Here is a 19,073-nt window from a genome sequence, read left to right on the forward strand (position 1 = left end):
ATCCCCGCCAGATGGTACGAGCGGCCGACTTCACGTCGTGCTGCCCGCTCGGGGCCGCCCAGCTCCTGCAGTTCCCCCATGATGCGCCGTCGCCAGCGCAGCGGCGTTTCCTCGGTGCACTCCTGCCTCGGCGCCCCACGAAACGGACCGATGCGGACCAGGTCCTGCCGATCCATCCGCACCGCGTTCAGTTCCCCGGCCGCCCGGCGCACCTCAACCTCCGGAACGCTCCACTGACCGCCGCTCGCCCTCACCGTCGCCACCATGCGGCCGCCGAGCAGGACGTACCCCACCCGGGCACGGGCAGGAGAGCAGGTGAATGCCCCAGAAGCCGTCGGCACAGCACTGTCGGCCGTCAAATCGACCCAGAGAGCGTCCGCGGCACCCAGGGTGATCAGGCCGTCCGTGCGACCGGGCATGACACGCTCTGACATACCGACAGGCTAATGGCCTGCAACGAGCCAACGGGTCTCCAAGCGCCTCGGTCAGCGCAGAGGCACCGACATTCCTGTCGGCCGCAGCCGAGGTGGCTCGGCTGCTGGCCCTCGACAACGCGGCGAGCGTGCCGGAAGACCGGGGCGCGGCACTTGGCCCATGCGGTGCGCGAGCAGCTACACAGGATGTGACCGGACGTATACGCGGAGCGAGGTTCCATGCGGACTGACGGCTATCGCTCCTTCCCGGACGACTCGGATCGCGGGTGGAGGCGCCGTGGTTCGGCCGTGGCCAAACGGCAGACAGGCCCATGACCTGTGTTTCCACAGATCATGGGCCTGTCTCGTGGGGTGAGTGACGGGACTTGAACCCGCGACATCCTGGACCACAACCAGGTGCTCTACCAGCTGAGCTACACCCACCACGACCGGTCTTGGTTTCCCTGACCGGCCGAGAAAAAGTGTACAGGGTCCGAAGGGGTGCTCGCGCCAGGCTTTCTCCGGGGTCCCTCGGGGCCCCGGACATGCGTCATTCGGCGGACACCACGTGCTTCGCCGCGATGGCGCGGGCGGTGTCCGAGTCGGGGCCGGGCTGCGGGACGAAGATCGCCTCGCGGTAGTAGCGGAGCTCCGCGATGGATTCGCGGATGTCTGCGAGGGCGCGGTGGTTGCCGTTCTTCTCCGGGCTGTTGAAGTAGGCCCGGGGGTACCAGCGGCGGGCCAGCTCCTTCACCGAGGAGACGTCCACGATGCGGTAGTGGAGGTAGTCCTCGAGGGCCGGCATGTCGCGCGACAGGAAACCCCGGTCCGTGCCGACCGAGTTTCCGCACAGCGGGGCCTTGCCAGGGTCCTTGACGTGCTCACGTACGTAGGCGAGGACCTGTGCCTCGGCGTCGGCCAGGGTCGTGCCCTCGGCCAGTTCGTCGAGGAGGCCGGAGGCCGTGTGCATCTGGCGCACCACGTCCGGCATCGTCTCCAGCGCCCGCTCCGGCGGGCGGATCACGATGTCCACCCCTTCGCCGAGCACGTTCAGTTCCGAGTCGGTGACCAGCGCGGCCACCTCGATGAGTGCGTCCTCCGACAGCGAGAGCCCGGTCATCTCGCAGTCGATCCACACCATGCGATCGTTCATGGCCCTAACCCTACGGCGCGCTCCGGCGCACGGGCAGATCCGGGACGGCGGTGACCTGCGTGGTGGCCCGGTACGGCGGCCCGGGACCCTCGTCGGGTTCCGGGCCGCCACCGTCTCGCGTCATTGCCTCAGGGCGCGCTGCGCTGCCCCGGCAGGCGCCCGGCCGCGTACAGCTCGGTGCCCGTCTTGCCCGGCTCCGTCGACAGGGACGTCGAGGGGCCCAGGGCGGTGGCGGCCGCCGTGCGGCGGGTCTGCAGCGGCACCGGGCTCTCCTGGCTCAGGACGGGCGGTGGCCCGGCCTGGCCCGCGGAGCCGTCCACGTCCGACGGGCGTTCCGACTGCGGCCTGCGCGCGCGGTACGCCGCCCGGTACGCGGCCGGGGACGAGCCGAGCTGGCGCCGGAAGTGACCCCGCAGCGCGACCGGCGAACGGAAGCCGCAGCGTCCGGCGACCTCGTCGACCGAGTAGTCGGAGGTCTCCAGCAGCCGCTGCGCCTGCAGTACGCGCTGAGTGATCAGCCACTGCAGGGGAGCGCTCCCCGTGAGCGAGCGGAACCGGCGGTCGAAGGTGCGGCGGCTCATGTACGCGCGTGCCGCCAGCGTCTCGACGTCGAACTGCTCGTGGAGGTGCTCCAGCGCCCAGGCGACGACCTCCGCGAGGGGGTCGGCGCCGATCTCCTCTGGTAAAGACCGATCGAGATAGCGCTCCTGACCGCCGCTCCGGCGCGGGGGCACGACCAGACGGCGGGCCAGCGCGCCGGCCGCCTCGTTGCCGTGGTCCGTCCGCACGATGTGGAGACAGAGATCGATTCCGGCCGCCGTACCCGCGGAGGTCAGCACGTCCCCGTCGTCCACGAAGAGTTCTCGCGGGTCGACGTGGACCGACGGGTAGCGCTTGGCCAGCGTCGGTGCGTACATCCAGTGGGTCGTCGCCGGTCGGCCGTCCAGCAGTCCGGCGGCGGCCAGCACGAAGGCGCCGGTGCACAGTCCGACTATGCGGGCTCCCTCCTCGTGCGCCCGGCGCAGCGCGTCGAGCGCCTCCTCCGGTGGCGGAGAGGTGATCGAACGCCAGGCCGGCACCACGACGGTGCCCGCCCGCGAGATCGCCTCCAGGCCATGCGGCGCGGTGAGTTCCAGGCCCCCTGTGGTCCGCAGCGGGCCTTCTTCGCCGCCGCACACCAGAAGTCGGTAGCGCGGCACGCCGGCGTCCTGGCGGTCAATCCCGAACACCGACAGCGGTATGGAACTCTCGAAGATGGGGCCGCCGCTGAACAGCAGCACCGCGACGATCTCCTTGCGGCGTCGCCCGGAAAGTTTCCGGGCCGCGGCTTCCGGCGCGGCAGTGGAGTCGTGGCTCATACTGCTAAGCCCCCCTCGGTGGTCGCGGCTCCTCGGTTGTGTCGCTCCTGCACGTTTCCCCTCGGTCCTGCACGAGTCCCCCGCCGTAAGACAGTCAAGATCGAATCTACTGTGTCCCGTGGCGCCAAGGTGACCAGTTCGGCACTCGGCAGAATGTCGACATGGCAACTTGGCGTGAAGCATTCGATCACGAAGCGTTGCACTCGTGGGCCTTGCAGGGAAGTGCGCCTCGTGTCAGTGGCCAATCCCCATAGGGTGCGTGCGCCCTCCAGAGGCCTTTCGGCGCAGGTGGAACGCGGGTTGGGGGGTCGTTCGAGCAAGGGATGCGCGGGTGACCGAAGTTGGCTGAAAAGAACCGGGGGCGTGCGCGCAAACCGGTCAGTCAACCGGCTTCTTTCCTCCGCCGTGACGCCCGCCCCTGTGCGCCCCCGAGCCACTACTGCCCTGCAAGCCGTTCATGATGTGCGAGTCGGCCAAATCCTGCGTGCCACGGTGCCGTGCCGGGCGCTCGAGCGGGACGCCGCCGCGAGGGGCCTCGCGCCGTGTGTCCTGGTCGCGCGTGTCCCGGCCCCGAGCGTCCCGGACGCGGGTGTCCGGATCCTGTGTGTCCTGGACCCGGGTGTCCGGATCCTGCGCGTCCCGGTTTCAGTCGCTCGGGTCCCACGTGATCAGGTTCTGCGGGGCCCGGTCCCAGGTGATCAGGTTCTCCGGGTGCCCGTCTCGTTCGGCCAGGTTTCCCGGGGTCCGGTCCTGTCCGGTCGGGTTCGCCGTGTCTTGGGCTTGTGCGCCAGGATTCCGTGCGTCCGGATTCCGTGCGTCCGGATTCCGTGCGTCCCGGTCCCGTCCGTCCCGGTCCCGTCCGTTCCGGCCCCGCACGGCGCGGCCCTGGTCGCTCCCGGTCCCGGTCCCGGCCCCGGCCCTGGCCCCGCTCCCGGTCCCGGCCCCGGCCCCGGCCCCGGGGTTCCGGGTGCCGGGGGTGGTCCCCTCGGCGTGGGCCGTCTCGCCGTGGATCCCGTCGTCCCGGGCGCCGGGGTCTCTCTCCCCGCGAGGCGCCCCGGTGCGACCCCGGCGGCCACGCCCGGGGCGGGCGTGGTGGTGGTGCGGGACGCCGCCGTGGAGGCCGGTCCTGCTGTGCCGGGCCCGGGGTGCGACCGGCTCGTCCGCGTGGAGGCGGGCCGCGACGCGCTCGGACTGGCGCAGGAGGACCCGGCAGGCACCGGTGACGGCCGCCAGGCCCAGCGCCGTACCGGCCGCGCCGGCGAGGGAGGTGCCGAACCAGACGAGGACGACGGGGACCAGGACGCAGCTGAAGGCCGCCCACCGCACCACCTCGCTCGCCGTGTCCGGCCCGGGTGACGTGGCGGGCGCCGGGGAGGAGGGGTGGGACGCGGTCTCTGGTCCTGGCACGGTCTGCTCCCTGGTTCCCTGGTACTCCAGTGCTCTCCATGGCGGTGGCTCATCGGTTCAACGCGTGTTCGACCCGCCGGTCACCTACGAAAGACCGCGCGCCTGGGTGAACCCTGTGCAAACCGCCTGTACGGGGCAGCAACCATTGCGTTAAGGGCGCCTCTCATGCATGCTCCGGGGAACGCCGCGCAGTGCGCGCGAGATCTGGGCAGAGGAGGCGTGCCGCCGTACCCTTGGGGGTATGGGGTTGGGAAGATGATTCCCGGACACAGCTCTGCCGCACGATGTCGTCCCCACCACGAGGATCTAAACGCCGAGATACCCATGGCCGGTCACGAATTCTTCGATCCCGCGGACCGCAAGCGCCCGCTCGCCGATCCCACGTCGGCCGAGCCCCTGGCGGCGGAAGAACCCCGCCAGTCCTGCGATCCTGCCTTCAAGCACGGCGTCGTCGTCGGTTTCGACGGCTCGACGTCCAGCGAGCGCGCCCTCGCCTACGCGATCGGCATGGCCCACCGCTCCGGCTCGGGCCTGATCATCGTGCATGTCGCGAACCGGCTGCCCACCACCGTGTGGGCGGGCTGTGAACCACCGGTCTTCGTCGACGTGCCCGACCACCGCACCGAGGTGCTCGGTCTCGAACTCGCGTGTGCCGAATATCTGGCCGAGGTGCCCTGGATCCTCGTCGAGCGCGGCGGTGACATCTGTCACGAACTCGAAGAGGTCGGGCGGGAGTACGAGGCGGACGCGATCGTCGTCGGCTCCACGCACGGCATCGTCGGGCGCATCTTCGGCTCGGTGGCCGGACGGCTCGCGAAGCGTGCGCGGCGCCCGGTGATCGTCATCCCCTGACGCATCCTCCGACGCCCCCTGACCTACCGTCAACTCCCTTTGGCGGGTGCCTGGAACGGCATGAATCTACTCGCGCGTAGAGGTGGTTTGTGCCCTTGTGAAGGGTACATACCGGCCACCGGACCAACCGTACGGCCGGTACCACGCAGCACAACTGCACATGCATGAAGGGAGCCCGCCGTGGACAATGACGTCTCCGCGGGAAGCATCACCTCGACCCTCGGCCACCTCGCGCTCGGCCTCACCCTGTTGCTCTTCGGCCTCGGTCACACCCAAGTGATCGACGGCGTGACAGCGGCCGACTCCGTCTCCCTCGCCACCTATGTCGGTGGCATCGCGCTCTTCGTAGCCGGGCTGTTCGCCTTCCGCGACCACGACGCCTTCACCGGTACGGCCTTCACGGCGCTCGGCGCGTTCTGGTTCACCTGGGGCGTCACGGCCGGCACGCAGATGTCCGCCAACGCGACCGGTCTCTTCCTGCTCCTGTTCGCGCTCGTCGCGCTGAGCCTGACCGCGGGCGCGAGCGGCGCCGCACTTCTCACCCGAGGAACGTACGCGCTGCTCTTCGTCGCCCTTCTCCTGCTGGCCGTCGGGCAGTTCGGCGACAGCGGGGGTCTGGGGAAGGTCGGCGGCTGGTTCGCCGTCGCCGGCGGAGCGCTCGCCTGGTACGGGGCCACGGCGGCCATGGCTCACTGGCCCACCACGCTTCCGGGACGCGCCGCCGGCCGGGGGGTGACGGCCACCGGCTGAAGTCGGCGCGGGCCGGGGCATGGGCGGCCCCGGCCCCCTGAAAGAACGGGTCCCTGTGCGCTGGTGGCGTGGCACAGGGACCCGTTCTCGTGTTTTGCGCCTAAACCGGCGCCGCTCTCGCGGAAGTGGTTGCTCGCCGCGGGGGTTTCTCAATTGTCGCTTCGGTGGGCCTGTGGATTTTTACTCCACCGTCACCGACTTGGCCAGGTTGCGCGGCTTGTCGATGTCGCGGCCCAGGGCCAACGCCGTGTGGTAGGCGAGGAGTTGCAGCGGGATGCCCATGAGGATCGGGTCCAGCTCGTCCTCGTTCTTCGGGACGACGATCGTCTGGTCGGCCTTCTCCTGCTCCTGGTGCGCCACCGCGAGGATCCTGCCGCTGCGGGCCTTGATCTCCTCCAGGGCGGCGCGGTTCTTCTCCAGGAGGTCGTCGTCGGGGACGATCGCGACCGTGGGCAGCGCGGGCTCGATGAGCGCCAGCGGGCCGTGCTTGAGCTCGGAGGCGGGGTAGGCCTCGGCGTGGATGTACGAGACCTCCTTGAGCTTCAGGGAGGCCTCACGGGCCACCGGGTAGCCCCGGACGCGGCCGATGAAGAGCATCGAGCGGGCCTCGGCGTACTCCTCGGCCAGCTTCTTGATCTCGTCCTCCTGCTCCAGGATCTCGGAGATCTGCGCGGGCAGCTTGCGCAGGCCCTCGATGATCCGCTTGCCGTCGCGGACCGACAGGTCGCGGGTGCGGCCGAGGTGCAGGGCGAGCAGCGCGAACGCGACGGTCGTGTTGGTGAAGCACTTCGTCGAGACGACGCAGACTTCGGGGCCCGCGTGGACGTACATGCCGCCGTCCGCCTCGCGGGCGATCGCCGAGCCGACGACGTTGACCACACCGAGCACCCGCGCGCCCTTGCGCTTCAGCTCCTGCACGGCGGCCAGTACGTCGTACGTCTCACCGGACTGGGACACGGCCACGTACAGGGTGTCGGGGTCGACGACCGCGTTGCGGTAGCGGAACTCGGAGGCCGGCTCGGCGTCCGCGGGGATGCGGGCGAGCTCCTCGATCATCTGGGCGCCGATCATGCCCGCGTGGTACGAGGTGCCGCAGCCGAGGATCTTCACGCGGCGGATCTGGCGCGCCTCACGGGCGTCCAGGTTCAGGCCACCGAGGTGCACGGTGGAGAACCGGTCGTCGATACGGCCGCGCAGCACCCGGTCCACGGCCTCGGCCTGCTCGTGGATCTCCTTGTGCATGTACGTGTCGTGGCCGCCCATGTCGTACGAGGCCGCCTCCCACTCCACGGTGGTCGGCTCGGCCGTCGTACGGGTGCCCTCGGTGGTGTACGTACGGAAGTCGTCGGCCTTGAGGGTGGCCATCTCGCCGTCGTCCAGAGTGACTATCTGGCGGGTGTGGGTGACCAGGGCGGCGATGTCCGAGGCGACGAACATCTCCTTCTCGCCGATGCCGAGGACGACCGGGGAGCCGTTGCGGGCCACCACGATGCGGTCGGGGAAGTCGGCGTGCAGGACCGCGATGCCGTACGTGCCCTCGATCACCCGGAGTGCGTCGCGGACCTTGTCCTCGAGCTTCTCGGCCTGGGAGCGGGCGATCAGGTGGGTGAGGACCTCGGTGTCGGTCTCCGAGAGGAACTCGACGCCGTCCGCCTCGAGCTTCTTGCGCAGGTCGGAGGCGTTGTCGATGATGCCGTTGTGGACGACCGCGACCTTGCTGTCGCCGGAGATGTGGGGGTGCGCGTTCACGTCGGAGGGGGCGCCGTGAGTGGCCCAGCGGGTGTGGGCGATGCCGGTGGTGCCCTTGAAGCGTGCGGGGACCTTGGCCTCAAGATCACGGACCCGGCCCTTGGCCTTGACCATCTTCAGAGCGGCCGACTTCGGCGTCGTGACGACGATGCCCGCCGAGTCGTAGCCGCGGTACTCCAGGCGCTGGAGGCCTTCGAGCAGCAGCGGTGCCACGTCACGCCTGCCGATGTATCCGACGATTCCGCACATATATATGTATTCCTCAGCCGTAGACAATGCGGCGCAGCTGCCTGAGCGTGAGCTCCGGCGGCGCGACCGCGCGGTACTTCAGGTCCGCCTCGATCCGTTCGAAGATCGTCGCGTTGACCAGGCCCTGGGCCTGGAGCTCGCGGTGGCGGCGACGGACGTAGTCCTCGGTCGTCTCGTCGAAGTAGGCGAGCACGTCCTGGACCACCCGCAGTGCCTCGCCCCGGTTGAGGGGGGTGGAGCGCGTCAGGTGATCAACAAGTTCGTCGTGCACCCGTTGATCCTGGGGTACCAAGAGCCGTTTCGCAAGAATCCTGCCCGATATCGGGCAAGTGGCTGTTGAAGGTCTTATGGGGGGCTGTTAGCAAGCTGTCCATCCTGCGTCTTGTGCCGCGTCGATTGCCGGGAGCAACTTCTGTGGCCATGGACACTCCACGCATGGGCGTACCGGAGAAGCTCGCCGAGCGCATGACCATGGCAGAGCAGCACGAGTATCTCCGCGCCAAGTTCTCCCGGCGCAACATGATCAGAGGCGGGGCCGTGACCCTCGGCGCCGTCGCGGGCGGCACCTTCGTGCCCGGCGCCGTCGCACAGGCCGCGGTCCCGACGCGGGCCACCGCCACCTCGACCGAGAAGGTCGACGGCGCCCTCGTCGCCCCCTTCGGCCGTCACCTCGCCTTCGGCAATGACCCGCGTACGGAGATCACGGTCTCCTGGCAGGTTCCGGCCGAGGTGAAGAAGCCGTTCATCCGCATCGGTGCCCACCCCTGGGACCTCTCCCGCAAGATCGAGGCCGAGGTCCGCACCCTTTACACCCCGGCGGGTGTCGGCGCGAGCGGCGACCACACGCAGTACTACCTGCACGCCGAGCTCACCCACCTGCGCCCCGGCAAGACGTACTACTACGGTGTCGGCCACGCGGGCTTCGACCCCTGCGCGCCCCACCTGCTGGGCACGCTCGGCACCTTCACCACCGCGCCCTCGCACGCCGAGCCGTTCACCTTCACGGCCTTCGGTGACGAGGGTGTCGGCTACCACGGCCTCGCCAACGACGCCCTGCTGCTCGGCCAGAACCCGGCCTTCCACCTGCACGCCGGCGACATCGCGTACGCGGACCCGGCCGGCGCGGGCAAGAAGGAGGACACCGGCTTCGACTCGCGCATCTGGGACCAGTTCCTCGCCCAGACCGAGACGGTCGCCAAGCAGGTCCCGTGGATGCCCGCGTACGGCAACCACGACATGGAGGCCTGGTACTCGCCCAACGGCTACGGCGGCGAAGAGGCCCGCTGGTCGCTTCCGGACAACGGGCCCGACAAGAAGAACCTGCCCGGCGTCTACTCCTTCGTCTACGGCAACACGGCGATCATCTCGCTGGACGCCAACGACATCTCCTTCGAGATCCCGGCGAACCTGGGCATATCCGGAGGAACGCAGACGAAGTGGCTCGAGGGCCAGCTCAAGAAGTTCCGGGCGTCCAAGGACGTCGACTTCATCGTGATCTTCTTCCACCACTGCGCGTACTGCACCTCCACGGCGCACGCCTCGGAGGGGGGCGTGCGACAGGAGTGGGTGCCGCTGTTCGAGAAGTACACGGTGGACCTGGTCATCAACGGCCACAACCACCAGTACGAGCGCACGGACGTCATCAAGGGCAACGCGGTCACCAAGAAGCTGCCGATCGGCGGCACGGCGTACCCGGAGACCGACGGTGTCGTGTACGTGACGGCGGGCGCGGCCGGGCGGAGCCTGTACGCGTTCACCGCCCCGGAGTCGTACGAGGGTCACGAGAACGAGGTCGACTCCGTCGCCTCCTTCATCAACCTCAAGGACGGCAAGCAGAACGAGACGGTCGCCTGGTCCCGGGTGCGGTACCTCAACTACTCGTTCCTCCGGGTGGACGTCACGCCCGCGCACAAGGGCCGGCTGGCCACGCTGACGGTGCGGGGCATTGCCGAGACGGGTGCCGAAGTTGACCACTTCACGGTGGCTCGACGAGCTCGTTAGGTGCGGGTGAGTGGGGGCTGGTCGCGCAGTTCCCCGCGCCCCTAAAAGCATGTGGTCGTATGCCTGGAAGGCGGGGCGGGACGACCTGGGCGGTCCTCGAGCGGGGTTTCTACATTCGCTTGAGGACCGCCTGCTTGGCCAGGGCGAACTCCTCGTCCGTCAGAATGCCGGACTTGTGGAGGTCGCCCAGTTCGCGCAGGCGGCGGAGCAGGGCGTCGTGGTCGTCCTCCGGGGCGATCGCGGCGGGCTGCTCCGCCGCCTGCGCGGCTTCCGGGGACGCCGTGGGATGCGGGAGCCGGGCCTGTACCGCCGCCGCGACCAGGGCCATCAGCGGGTCCTTCTTGAAGCCCCACAGCTCGACGGAGTTGGGGTCGTACTTCGGTGGGGCCTTGGTCTCCGCGCCGCGGACGGTGAAGCGCAGGTAGCCGTTCTCCAGGCCGACCGCGGGGTGCCACTCGACGGTGGTGAGGTCGGCGAGGGGAAGCGAGCGGGCTCCGGCGGCGGACTTGGAGTCCTCGGTCTTCCAGTTCCACTCCAGGCGTACGTGCTCGCCGTCGAAGCTCGCGGTGCCGTCGCCGGCGGAGACGGACAGCGGTACGGAGGGGCCCGGGAGCAGATAGCTGTCGACCGGGTCGGCCGGCACCCGGTCCAGAAGCAGCGCGTCCCGGACCTCGTCGACGACGTACTCGGCGACGCCGTAGCGGTCGGACTCCACGGCGAGCTGGTAGGGGTCGTTCGGCTCGGCGAGCTTGCCGCCAGTCGCCTGGAGCAGCGGGTCGGCGCCGTCGCGCAGCCGGAGCCGCAACCGCCCGCACTTCTTGCCCTGTTCGAGGGAAATCCCCGCCAACGCTCCCAGCGGGACAGTCAGTTCACCCAAGGTCTTGCGGAGCAGGCTCACGTTCTTGTCGCGCCCGGGAGTCAGCCGAAGCGCGTCGCCGTCGAAGGTCCACGTCCCGTCCTTCTGGATGATTTCCGCCATGAGGGGGATTGTTTCACCGGGTCTGCGGAAGAGTGGTCTATACCCATCCGCAATTCGTTTGCAGGGTCCTTCGAAGGGAGCGCATGTGAGACAGCACAGAACGCCCCGCCTCCTCGGTACGCTGCTGCTCGTGGCGGCCGCCGGTATCTCAGTCGCCGGTGCGGCACACTCCGAGTCGGGCCGCACCGCGACCCCGCTCGGGCAGGTGGTGCCGGCCCCCGCCTCGGTCGACGCGGGCGGATCCCCGTATCGCATCACCGACAGCACGCGTATCCGGGTCGAGGACTCGCCTCAGGCCCGCCGGGTCGGCACGTATCTGGCCGACGTCCTGCGTCCCTCCACCGGGTACCGGCTGCCCGTCACCACGCACGGCACGGGCGGTATCCGGCTGCGGATCGCGGCGGGGTCCACGGGCGCCGAGGGCTATCGCCTGGACAGCGGGCACAGCGGCGTCACCATCACGGCCGCCGCGCCCGCCGGGCTCTTCCACGGCGTCCAGACGCTGCGCCAACTGCTGCCCGCCGCCGTCGAGAAGAACTCCGTGCAGCCCGGCCCCTGGCTCGTCGCGGGCGGCACCATCAAAGACAGCCCGCGCTACGGCTACCGCGGCGCGATGCTCGACGTCTCCCGGCACTTCTTCGGCGTCGCGCAAGTCAAGCGGTACATCGACGAGTTGGCCCTCTACAAGGTCAACAAACTGCATCTGCACCTGAGCGACGACCAGGGCTGGCGCATCGCGATCGACTCCTGGCCGCGGCTCGCCACGTACGGAGGGTCCACGCAGGTCGGAGGCGGGCACGGGGGCTACTACACCAAGGCCGACTACAAGGAGATCGTGCGGTACGCGGCCTCCCGCTATCTGGAGGTCGTCCCGGAGATCGACATGCCGGGCCACACCAACGCCGCGCTCGCCTCGTACGCCCAGCTGAACTGCAACGGGACCGCGCCCCCGCTCTACACCGGCACCGACGTCGGATTCAGCTCGCTGTGCGTGGCGAAGCCCGTGACGTACGACTTCGTGGACGACGTCGTGCGGGAGCTGGCGGCACTCACGCCGGGCAAGTACCTCCACATCGGCGGGGACGAGGCCCACTCCACCAGCCACGCCGACTACGTCGCCTTCATGGACACGGTGCAGCCGGTCGTCGCCAAGTACGGGAAGACGGTGGTCGGCTGGCACCAGCTGACCGGGGCGCACCCGGTGAAGGGCGCGATCGCGCAGTACTGGGGGCTCGACGACACCAGTGCCACGGAGAAGGCGCAGGTCGCCGAGGCCGCGCGGAACGGGACGGGGCTCGTGCTGTCGCCCGCCGACCGGGTCTACCTCGACATGAAGTACACCGCCGACACCCCGCTCGGGCAGGACTGGGCGGGCCTGGTGGAGGTGAAGCGGTCGTACGACTGGGATCCGGGCGCCTACCTTCCGGGAGCCCCGGCTTCGGCGATCCGGGGCGTCGAGGCGCCGCTGTGGACGGAGACCATCGTCACGGGGGCCGACATCGACTACATGACCTTCCCGCGGCTGCCCGGAGCGGCCGAGCTCGGCTGGTCGCCCGCGTCGACGCACGACTGGGACACCTACAAGGTGCGGCTCGCGGCGCAGGGGCCGCGCTGGGAGGCCCTGGGGATCGGCTACTACCGCTCGCCCCAGGTGCCCTGGCCCACGGCGTAAGCGGCGTTGACGGGAAAGATGGGGCTCAGGAGGACCGTACTCCTGAGCCCCATCGGCCTCAGAGACCCGCGATCGGGTTCTTCAGGCTGCCGACCAGCTGGAGAGCGCCGGACGGATCGGCCAGGTCCACCATCTGCTTGTTGTTGCGCAGCTGGAGCCGGTTCAGGCAGGACAACGCGAACTCGGGCGCGAACATGTCGTACTGCCGGAACTTGTCGGCGAGTTCGGGTGCCGACGCCTGGTACTCGCGTACGGACTCGGCGACCGTCCGCCAGAAGTCGTCCTCGTCGAGGATGCCCTCGCCGGCCAGGTCGGCCGCCAGGAAGCGGAAGAAGCAGTCGAAGACGTCCGTGAAGATCGACAGGAGTTTCTTGTCCTCGGGGACCTCGACGCGGATCCGCTCGACCAAGGGCGGCAGCACCGCCTGCGGGTCCATGACGGCGATCTCCTCGGCGATGTCCTTGTAGATCGCGCGCTGCACGGCGCCGTCCTTGAGAACGAGTATGACGTTCTCGCCGTGCGGCATGTAGACCAGGTCGTAGGCGTAGAAGCTGTGCAGGAGGGGCGTGAAGTAGGCGCGCAGATAGCGGCGCAGCCACTCCACGGGGGTCAGCCCGGACCGCTTGATCAGCGCGCCCGCGAAGGAGGCGCCCGTGTGGTCGACATGGACGAGGGAGGCCATGGTGGCCAGGCTCTCGCCCTCCTGGAGCGAGGGGACCGGGCTCTCGCGCCACAGGGCCGCGAGCATTTTGCGGTACGGGGAGTAGCGGTCGGTGGCGGCCTCGTACTCGAGGTGGCGGTAGCCGACGGCGGCGCGCTCGCGGATGACCGACAGGCCGGTGGACTTGAGCACCGGGTCGTTCTCGACGAGCTGGGCCAGCCAGTCGTTGATCGTCGGGGTCGCCTCCATGTAGGCGGCGGACAGACCGCGCATGAAGCCCATGTTGAGGACGCTCAGCGCCGTCTTCACATAGTGCTTCCCGGGGCTGGTGGTGTTGAAGAACGTCCGGATGGACTGCTGGGCCAGGTACTCGTCGTCGCCCTCGCCGAGGCAGACCAGGTGGCGCTGGGCGACCTCGGCCGCGAAGGTCACCGAGAGCTTGTTCCACCACTGCCAGGGGTGGACGGGGATGAGCAGGTAGTCCTCGGGGTCCAGGCCCTGTTCAGTGAGGGTGGCGGCGAACCGCTCGACCGTCCCGGCGCCCAGCTCCGCGCGGACGAAGGACTCGTACTCGATGCCCACACCCGCGGTGAAAGCGGCCCGGGAGCGGTGCGCTGCCAGCCACACCAGCCGGATCGGGCTCGCGGTCTCGGGCGCGTACGAGAGGTACTCGTGCACGCCGAAGCCGAGCCGCCCGTTGTTGGCGACGAAGCAGGGGTGGCCCTCGGTCATGCCGGTCTCGATCTCCTGGAAGGAGGCCTTCGCGAGCTCGGCGGACGGGATCTGCGGCTTGGTGAGTTTGAAGCAGATGCCCGAGAGAGTGGAGGAGATCTCCTCCAGGTAGACCGGCAGCACCTCGTCGCTCAGGCCCAGTGACGTCTTCAGCTCGATGAAGAAGTCGAGTGCGGCGAGCGGGAGTTCGGCCCCGTCGCGGTGGCGGGTGATCGACTCGGGGTCGACCTGCCAGTGGTCGAGGGAGCGCAGGGTGGCGGTGAAGCGGTAGCGGGTCAGGCCGTCGTCGCTACGGACGACGTACCCGCCGTCGCCGTCGGCCTCCGGAGTGATGAGGCGCTCGTGCGCGAACTCGGCGAGGGCCTTGCGGACGAGGAGGCGGCCCGCGCGCTCCCAGCGCTCGGGGGAGAGATGGGCCACGGCGTCGGCGACGCTCATACGGCCACCCCCGCCGCCTGCTCGAACCGCTCCCGGGTGCAGAAGCTCAGCAACGCCCTTTTCTCCGGCTTCTCTATCTCGCGCTCGGGCACGAACCCGACGGCTTCGTTCAGCGCGTGCACGGCGGTGTTGCGCACGTCGGGCTCGACGACGACCCGCGCGGTCGTCGGATCGGCGAACAGGTGCTCCATCACCGCGGTGATCACCGCCCGGGTGAACCCGTGCACCGGCGTCTCCGTCGGCGCGACCAGGAAGTGCATGCCGACATCTCCGGGCGCGGGCTCGTACAGACCGACCAGCTCCACGTGCGCCGGGTCGTACCGCTCCATCAGGAACACGGGTTCGCCGTCCAGCGACCCCAGGAACGCGTCGTGGTACTCGCCGGCCGCGATGGCCATGTACTCGCGCTCCACGTCGTGCAGTTTCGCCTCCTGCATCATCCAGAAGGCGGCCTTGGGATGCGTCACCCAGCCGTGCAGCAACTCGGCGTCCTGGATGGGGTCGAGGGGGCGGATGGTGAAGGTGCCGACCTGGGCGACGGCGCTCATCGGGAACTCCTTGTGCAGATTTCCCCGTCATGGGGGAGGGTCCGGAAAACGTGTTGATCGATTGTGGTGTGGACTTTCACGAAAACCGCATCGTGCATGCTGGAGGGCGGCTAACGTCTGAGGAATGGCGATCCAGCACGTGAAGCGGGCATTCAAGTACCGCTTCTATCCGGCGGCGGAACAGGCGGAGGAACTGCTCCGCACGTTCGGGTGTGTGCGCAAGGTCTACAACATGGCATTGGACGCCCGTAGTTTGGCGTGGGCCGACGAACACCGGAGGATCTCCTATGCGGAGACCTCTGCGATGTTGACGGAATGGAAGAAGACCGAAGGGCTGGCCTATCTGGCTGAGGTGTCCTCGGTGCCCCTCCAGCAATCCCTGCGGCACTTGCAGGCTGCCTTCACGAAATTCTTCGCAAAGCGTGCACAATACCCGCGTTTCAAGTCGAGGAAACAGTCCCGAGTGGCTGCGGAGTACACACGGTCGGCGTTCAAGTGGCGCGATGGTCGGCTGACGCTGGCCAAGATGAGTGCACCCCTTGATATCCGCTGGTCGCGTCCTTTGCCGGATGGCGCGGGACCGAGCACGGTGACTGTCTCCCGCGATGCGGCTGGGCGCTGGTTTGTGTCGCTTCTGGTTGGGGACCCTGGCGTGCGGCCTCTTCCGGCCGATGGCGGCGCCGTCGGCGTCGACGTCGGAATCAGCAGCCTTGTGACGCTTTCTACGGGGGAGAAGGTCGTCAATCCGAAGTTCGAGAGGAAGGACAGTGCTCGGCTGGCGGTTGCCCAGAGAGACCTTGCGCGTAAAGAGAAGGGGTCCAAGAACCAGGCCAAGGCCCGCCTGAAAGTAGCGAAGATTCATGCGAGGATCGCCGATCGGCGGCGAGACCTCCTGCATAAACTGTCCACTCGGCTCGTCCAGGAGAACCAACTGGTCGTGATCGAGGACCTGAGCGTCCACAATCTGCTGGGCAATCGTGCGCTGGCACGTTCGATCTCCGACGCTTCGTGGGGAGAGCTGCGTTCCATGCTGGAATACAAGTGTGCCTGTACGGACGCGAACTCGTTGCGATCGACCGCTTCTTCCCATCGAGCAAGACGTGCGCGACGTGCGGTTTGATTTGTGACGAACTTCCTCTCAGTGTCCGCGAATGGACATGCGAAGGTTGCGGCATCCGCCATGACCGGGACCACAATGCCGCTCAGAACATTCTGGCCGCCGGGCTGGCGGTGTCGGCCTGTGGAGCCGGTGTAAGACCTCAACGGAGTTCCTCCGGGCGGGCGGTCGGCAACGAAGCAGGAAATACCATGGCGCGAGCCGTGGGAGTCCCCGCCCCGGAGGGGCGGGGAGACGTCAAACGGCGAACTCCTGGAAGGCGATCGTCTTCTCGACCGGGTAGTACTCGGTGCCGAGCAGCTCTCGGATGATGGACGCGTTGCGGTACGGACCCATGCCCAGGTCGGGGCTGGTGATGCTGTGGGTGTGGACGCCCGCGTTCTGGAGGAAGACACCGCGGCCCGTGGTGTCGATGGCGTAGTTGCGGGCCACGTCGAAGTTGCCGCGGGTGTCGTAGCGCAGCCGGTCGCGGACCGGCTTCAGGAACGCGGGCTCGGCGTACTTGTAGCCGGTGGCCAGGATCAGGCCCTCGGAGCTCAGTTCGTAGTCCTTGCCCTGCTCCTCCTGGCGCAGGCCCAGGGTGTACGTGCCGTCCTCGTGAGCGGCCGTGTTCAGGGAGGAGTTGGTGAGCAGTCGCGTCGGGACGGGGCCGCCGAGGTTCTTCTGGTAGAGCAGATCGAAGATCGCGTCGATCAGCTCGCCGTCGATGCCCTTGAACAGGCCCTTCTGCTCCGTCTGGAGGCGGTAGCGAGTCGGCTCGGGCAGCGCGTGGAAGTAGTCGATGTACTCCGGGGAGGTCATCTCCAGCGTGAGTTTGGTGTACTCGAGCGGGAAGAAGCGCGGAGAGCGCGTGACCCAGTTCAGCCGGTAGCCGTGGACGTCGATCTCGCTGAGCAGGTCGTAGTAGATCTCGGCGGCGGACTGGCCGCTGCCGACGAGCGTGATCGACTTCTTCGCCTGGAGCTCCCGCTTGTGCTGGAGGTAGCGGGAGTTGTGGATGAAGTCGCCACCGAGGTCCGCGCAGGCCTCGGGGATGTACGGGGGTGTTCCGGTGCCGAGGACCAGACGGCGGGCGCGGAACACCTCGCCGGTCGCCGTCCGTACGTGGTACAGATCGCCCTCGTACGTCACTTCCTCGACCGCCGTGCTGAAGCGGACGCTGCTCAGTTTCGAGGCGGCCCAGCGGCAGTAGTCGTCGTACTCGACCCTCAGCGGGTAGAAGTTCTCGCGGATGTAGAAGGAGTACAGCCGCCCTGACTCCTTGAGGTAGTTGAGGAAGGAGTACGGGGAGGTCGGGTCGGCGAGGGTCACCAGGTCCGACATGAACGGGGTCTGGAGGTGCGCGCCCTCCAGGAACATCCCGGAGTGCCACTCGAAGTCCGGCTTGGATTCCAGAAAGACGCCGTCCAGTTCGGCGATCGGCTCGGTGAGGCAGGCGAGGCCGAGGTTGAAGGGCCCGAGCCCGATGCCCACGAAGTCGTAGGTCTTTCCAGTGGCTTCGGCGGATTCAGGAAGCGCGGTCAAGGGACTCTCCCAGGTACTGCTCGGCGTGGCCGGCGATCAGATCGAGCACGGCGGTGATGTCGTCGGCCGTGGTCTCGGGGTTGAGCAGGGTGAACTTCAGGTAGTGGCGGCCGCCGACCTTGGTGCCCGCGACGACGGCGTCGCCGGAGGCGAACAGGGCCCCCCGGGCATAGAGGTTGGCGCGGTCGATCTCGGCCGGGTCGGTGACGGCGGCCGGGATGAAGCGGAAGACGAGGGTGGACAGGGACGGCTCGACCACCACGTCGAAGCGGGGGTCCGCGACGAGCAGCTTCCAGCCCTCCTGGGCCAGGTCGCAGACCTCGTCGAAGAGTTCGCCGATGCCGTCGGCGCCCATCACGCGCAGCGTCATCCACAGCTTGAGGGCGTCGAAGCGGCGGGTGGTCTGCAGGGATTTGTCGACCTGGTTGGGGATGCGCTCCCGGACCATGCGGCGCGGGTTCAGGTACTCCGCGTGGAAGGTGGCGTGGCGCAGGGTGGCGGCGTCGCGGACCAGCACGGCGGACGAACTCACGGGCTGGAAGAAGGACTTGTGGTAGTCGACGGTGACGGAGTCGGCGCGCTCGATGCCGTCGAGGCGGTCCCGGTTCTTCAGGGAGGTGAGCAGTCCGCAGCCGTAGGCCGCGTCCACGTGCATCCAGGCGCCGAACTGGGCGCACAGCTCGGCGATCTCGGGCAGCGGGTCGATGGAGCCGAAGTCGGTGGTGCCGGCGGTGGCGACGACGGCCATCGGGATCAGACCGTCGCGCTCGCAGCGCTCCAGCTCGTGGGCGAGGGCGAGCGTCTGCATGCGCTTGTCGTGGTCGACGGGGATCGAGACGACGGAGTCCGCGCCGAGGCCCAGGAGTTTGGCCGACTTCTTGACGCTGAAGTGGCTGACCTCGGAGGCGAAGATGCGGAGCTTGGCGGCGGTGTCGCCCGGTTCACTCCCCGGCTTGGCCTCCTCGCGGGCCAGCAGCAGGGCCTGGAGGTTGGACTGGCTGCCGCCGCTGGTGAACACGCCGTCGGCGGCGGGGCCGAGGCCGATGCGCTCGTTGGTCCAGTCGATGAGCCGGCGCTCGATGAGGGTGCCGCCGGCGGACTGGTCCCAGGTGTCCAGGGAGGAGTTGACGGCGGACAGGACGGCCTCGCCGAGCACGGCGGGTATGACCACCGGGCAGTTGAGGTGTGCGAGGTAGCGCGGGTGGTGGAAGTAGATCGCGTCCCGGAGGTAGACCTCTTCGAGCTCGTCGAGGACGGCGCTGGTGTCGTGCAGCGGGCGGTCCAGGTCGATCCGCTCGATACGGGGAGCGAGGGCGTCGACCGTGACACCCGTGAACGGTCGGTCGGTGGTGGCGAGTTTGGCCGCCACCCGCTCGATTCCTTCGGTCACGGAGCGGCGGTACCGCTCCGCGGTCGTGTCATTGAGCAGGTGCGAGCGCATGTGGGGGTCCTCCGTGCGGGAGAGTCCGA

At 68.7% G+C, this 19,073-nt stretch carries 14 protein-coding genes, 1 tRNA gene and 2 pseudogenes; 5 read left to right on the plus strand and 12 right to left on the minus strand.

From position 1 onward, the window contains the following. The 5 genes and pseudogenes from ACFVWD_RS37465 to ACFVWD_RS37485 all read right to left on the minus strand — a co-directional run. Positions 1-434, minus strand: a pseudogene (locus tag ACFVWD_RS37465) (recombinase); the annotation flags it as partial. 347 nt (positions 435-781) lie between these two features. Then, positions 782-857 (minus strand) — tRNA-His (locus ACFVWD_RS37470). Positions 858-963: 106 nt separating this feature from the next. Further along, positions 964-1,566 carry an oligoribonuclease gene (gene orn / locus ACFVWD_RS37475; protein WP_099922506.1) on the minus strand — a complete coding sequence of 201 codons (603 nt, stop codon included), beginning with the start codon at positions 1,564-1,566 and terminating at the stop codon, positions 964-966. 128 nt (positions 1,567-1,694) lie between these two features. After that, positions 1,695-2,924, minus strand: coding sequence for a helix-turn-helix domain-containing protein (locus ACFVWD_RS37480; RefSeq protein WP_101405028.1), 1,230 nt, complete (start codon positions 2,922-2,924; stop codon positions 1,695-1,697). A 645-nt stretch (positions 2,925-3,569) separates the two neighbouring features. Beyond that, positions 3,570-4,331, minus strand: a complete 762-nt coding sequence (locus tag ACFVWD_RS37485) for a hypothetical protein (RefSeq protein WP_389602502.1) — start codon at positions 4,329-4,331, stop codon at positions 3,570-3,572. Positions 4,332-4,655: 324 nt separating this feature from the next. Between ACFVWD_RS37485 and ACFVWD_RS37490 the strand changes: the two genes are divergently transcribed. Together ACFVWD_RS37490 and ACFVWD_RS37495 are read left to right on the plus strand one after the other, a co-directional pair. Further along, entirely contained in the window at positions 4,656-5,183 is a 528-nt protein-coding gene (locus tag ACFVWD_RS37490) for a universal stress protein (RefSeq protein WP_384918831.1), read from the plus strand. 180 nt (positions 5,184-5,363) lie between these two features. Then, positions 5,364-5,933, plus strand: a complete 570-nt coding sequence (locus ACFVWD_RS37495; protein WP_168508828.1) for a GPR1/FUN34/YaaH family transporter — start codon at positions 5,364-5,366, stop codon at positions 5,931-5,933. Positions 5,934-6,113: 180 nt separating this feature from the next. Here ACFVWD_RS37495 and glmS read toward each other — a convergent pair whose 3' ends face one another. Next, a complete protein-coding gene (gene glmS, locus ACFVWD_RS37500; protein ID WP_389602503.1) occupies positions 6,114-7,931 on the minus strand; it encodes a glutamine--fructose-6-phosphate transaminase (isomerizing) in 1,818 nt (605 codons plus the stop codon). 13 nt (positions 7,932-7,944) lie between these two features. After that, positions 7,945-8,202, minus strand: a complete 258-nt coding sequence (locus ACFVWD_RS37505; RefSeq protein WP_075029205.1) for a hypothetical protein — start codon at positions 8,200-8,202, stop codon at positions 7,945-7,947. Positions 8,203-8,366: 164 nt separating this feature from the next. On the opposite strand from ACFVWD_RS37505, the gene ACFVWD_RS37510 reads away from it, so the two are divergent. Then, complete coding sequence (locus ACFVWD_RS37510; RefSeq protein WP_389602544.1) at positions 8,367-9,932, plus strand: purple acid phosphatase family protein; 1,566 nt, start codon at positions 8,367-8,369, stop codon at positions 9,930-9,932. A gap of 109 nt (positions 9,933-10,041) precedes the next feature. On the opposite strand, the gene ACFVWD_RS37515 is transcribed toward ACFVWD_RS37510, so the two are convergent. Then, a complete protein-coding gene (locus ACFVWD_RS37515; protein ID WP_389602504.1) occupies positions 10,042-10,911 on the minus strand; it encodes a DUF4429 domain-containing protein in 870 nt (289 codons plus the stop codon). Between the two features lie 85 nt (positions 10,912-10,996). Between ACFVWD_RS37515 and ACFVWD_RS37520 the strand changes: the two genes are divergently transcribed. Further along, on the plus strand, positions 10,997-12,583 hold the full coding sequence (locus ACFVWD_RS37520) for a beta-N-acetylhexosaminidase (protein ID WP_389602505.1): 1,587 nt from the start codon (positions 10,997-10,999) through the stop codon (positions 12,581-12,583). A gap of 58 nt (positions 12,584-12,641) precedes the next feature. On the opposite strand, the gene ACFVWD_RS37525 is transcribed toward ACFVWD_RS37520, so the two are convergent. Together ACFVWD_RS37525 and ACFVWD_RS37530 are read right to left on the minus strand one after the other, a co-directional pair. Next, the gene (locus ACFVWD_RS37525) at positions 12,642-14,414 is read right to left on the minus strand and encodes an IucA/IucC family protein (protein WP_389602506.1); all 1,773 of its coding nucleotides are present in this window, start codon (positions 14,412-14,414) and stop codon (positions 12,642-12,644) included. Next, a complete protein-coding gene (locus ACFVWD_RS37530; RefSeq protein ID WP_389602507.1) occupies positions 14,411-14,962 on the minus strand; it encodes a GNAT family N-acetyltransferase in 552 nt (183 codons plus the stop codon). The genes ACFVWD_RS37525 and ACFVWD_RS37530 overlap by 4 nt, the downstream gene beginning before the upstream one ends. A gap of 124 nt (positions 14,963-15,086) precedes the next feature. Between ACFVWD_RS37530 and ACFVWD_RS37535 the strand changes: the two are divergent. Next, positions 15,087-16,265: pseudogene (locus tag ACFVWD_RS37535) on the plus strand (RNA-guided endonuclease InsQ/TnpB family protein); the annotation flags it as partial. Between the two features lie 51 nt (positions 16,266-16,316). Here the strand turns inward: ACFVWD_RS37535 and ACFVWD_RS37540 are convergent. Together ACFVWD_RS37540 and desA are read right to left on the minus strand one after the other, a co-directional pair. Further along, positions 16,317-17,603: a lysine N(6)-hydroxylase/L-ornithine N(5)-oxygenase family protein gene (locus ACFVWD_RS37540; protein ID WP_389602508.1), complete on the minus strand. Its 1,287-nt coding sequence runs from the start codon at positions 17,601-17,603 to the stop codon at positions 16,317-16,319. Then, positions 17,587-19,044 carry a lysine decarboxylase DesA gene (desA, locus tag ACFVWD_RS37545; RefSeq protein ID WP_389602509.1) on the minus strand — a complete coding sequence of 486 codons (1,458 nt, stop codon included), beginning with the start codon at positions 19,042-19,044 and terminating at the stop codon, positions 17,587-17,589. The genes ACFVWD_RS37540 and desA overlap by 17 nt, the downstream gene beginning before the upstream one ends. Positions 19,045-19,073: the final 29 nt, after the last annotated feature.

The organism is Streptomyces sp. NPDC058086 (assembly GCF_042885015.1).
Taxonomy (GTDB): Bacteria; Actinomycetota; Actinomycetes; order Streptomycetales; family Streptomycetaceae; genus Streptomyces.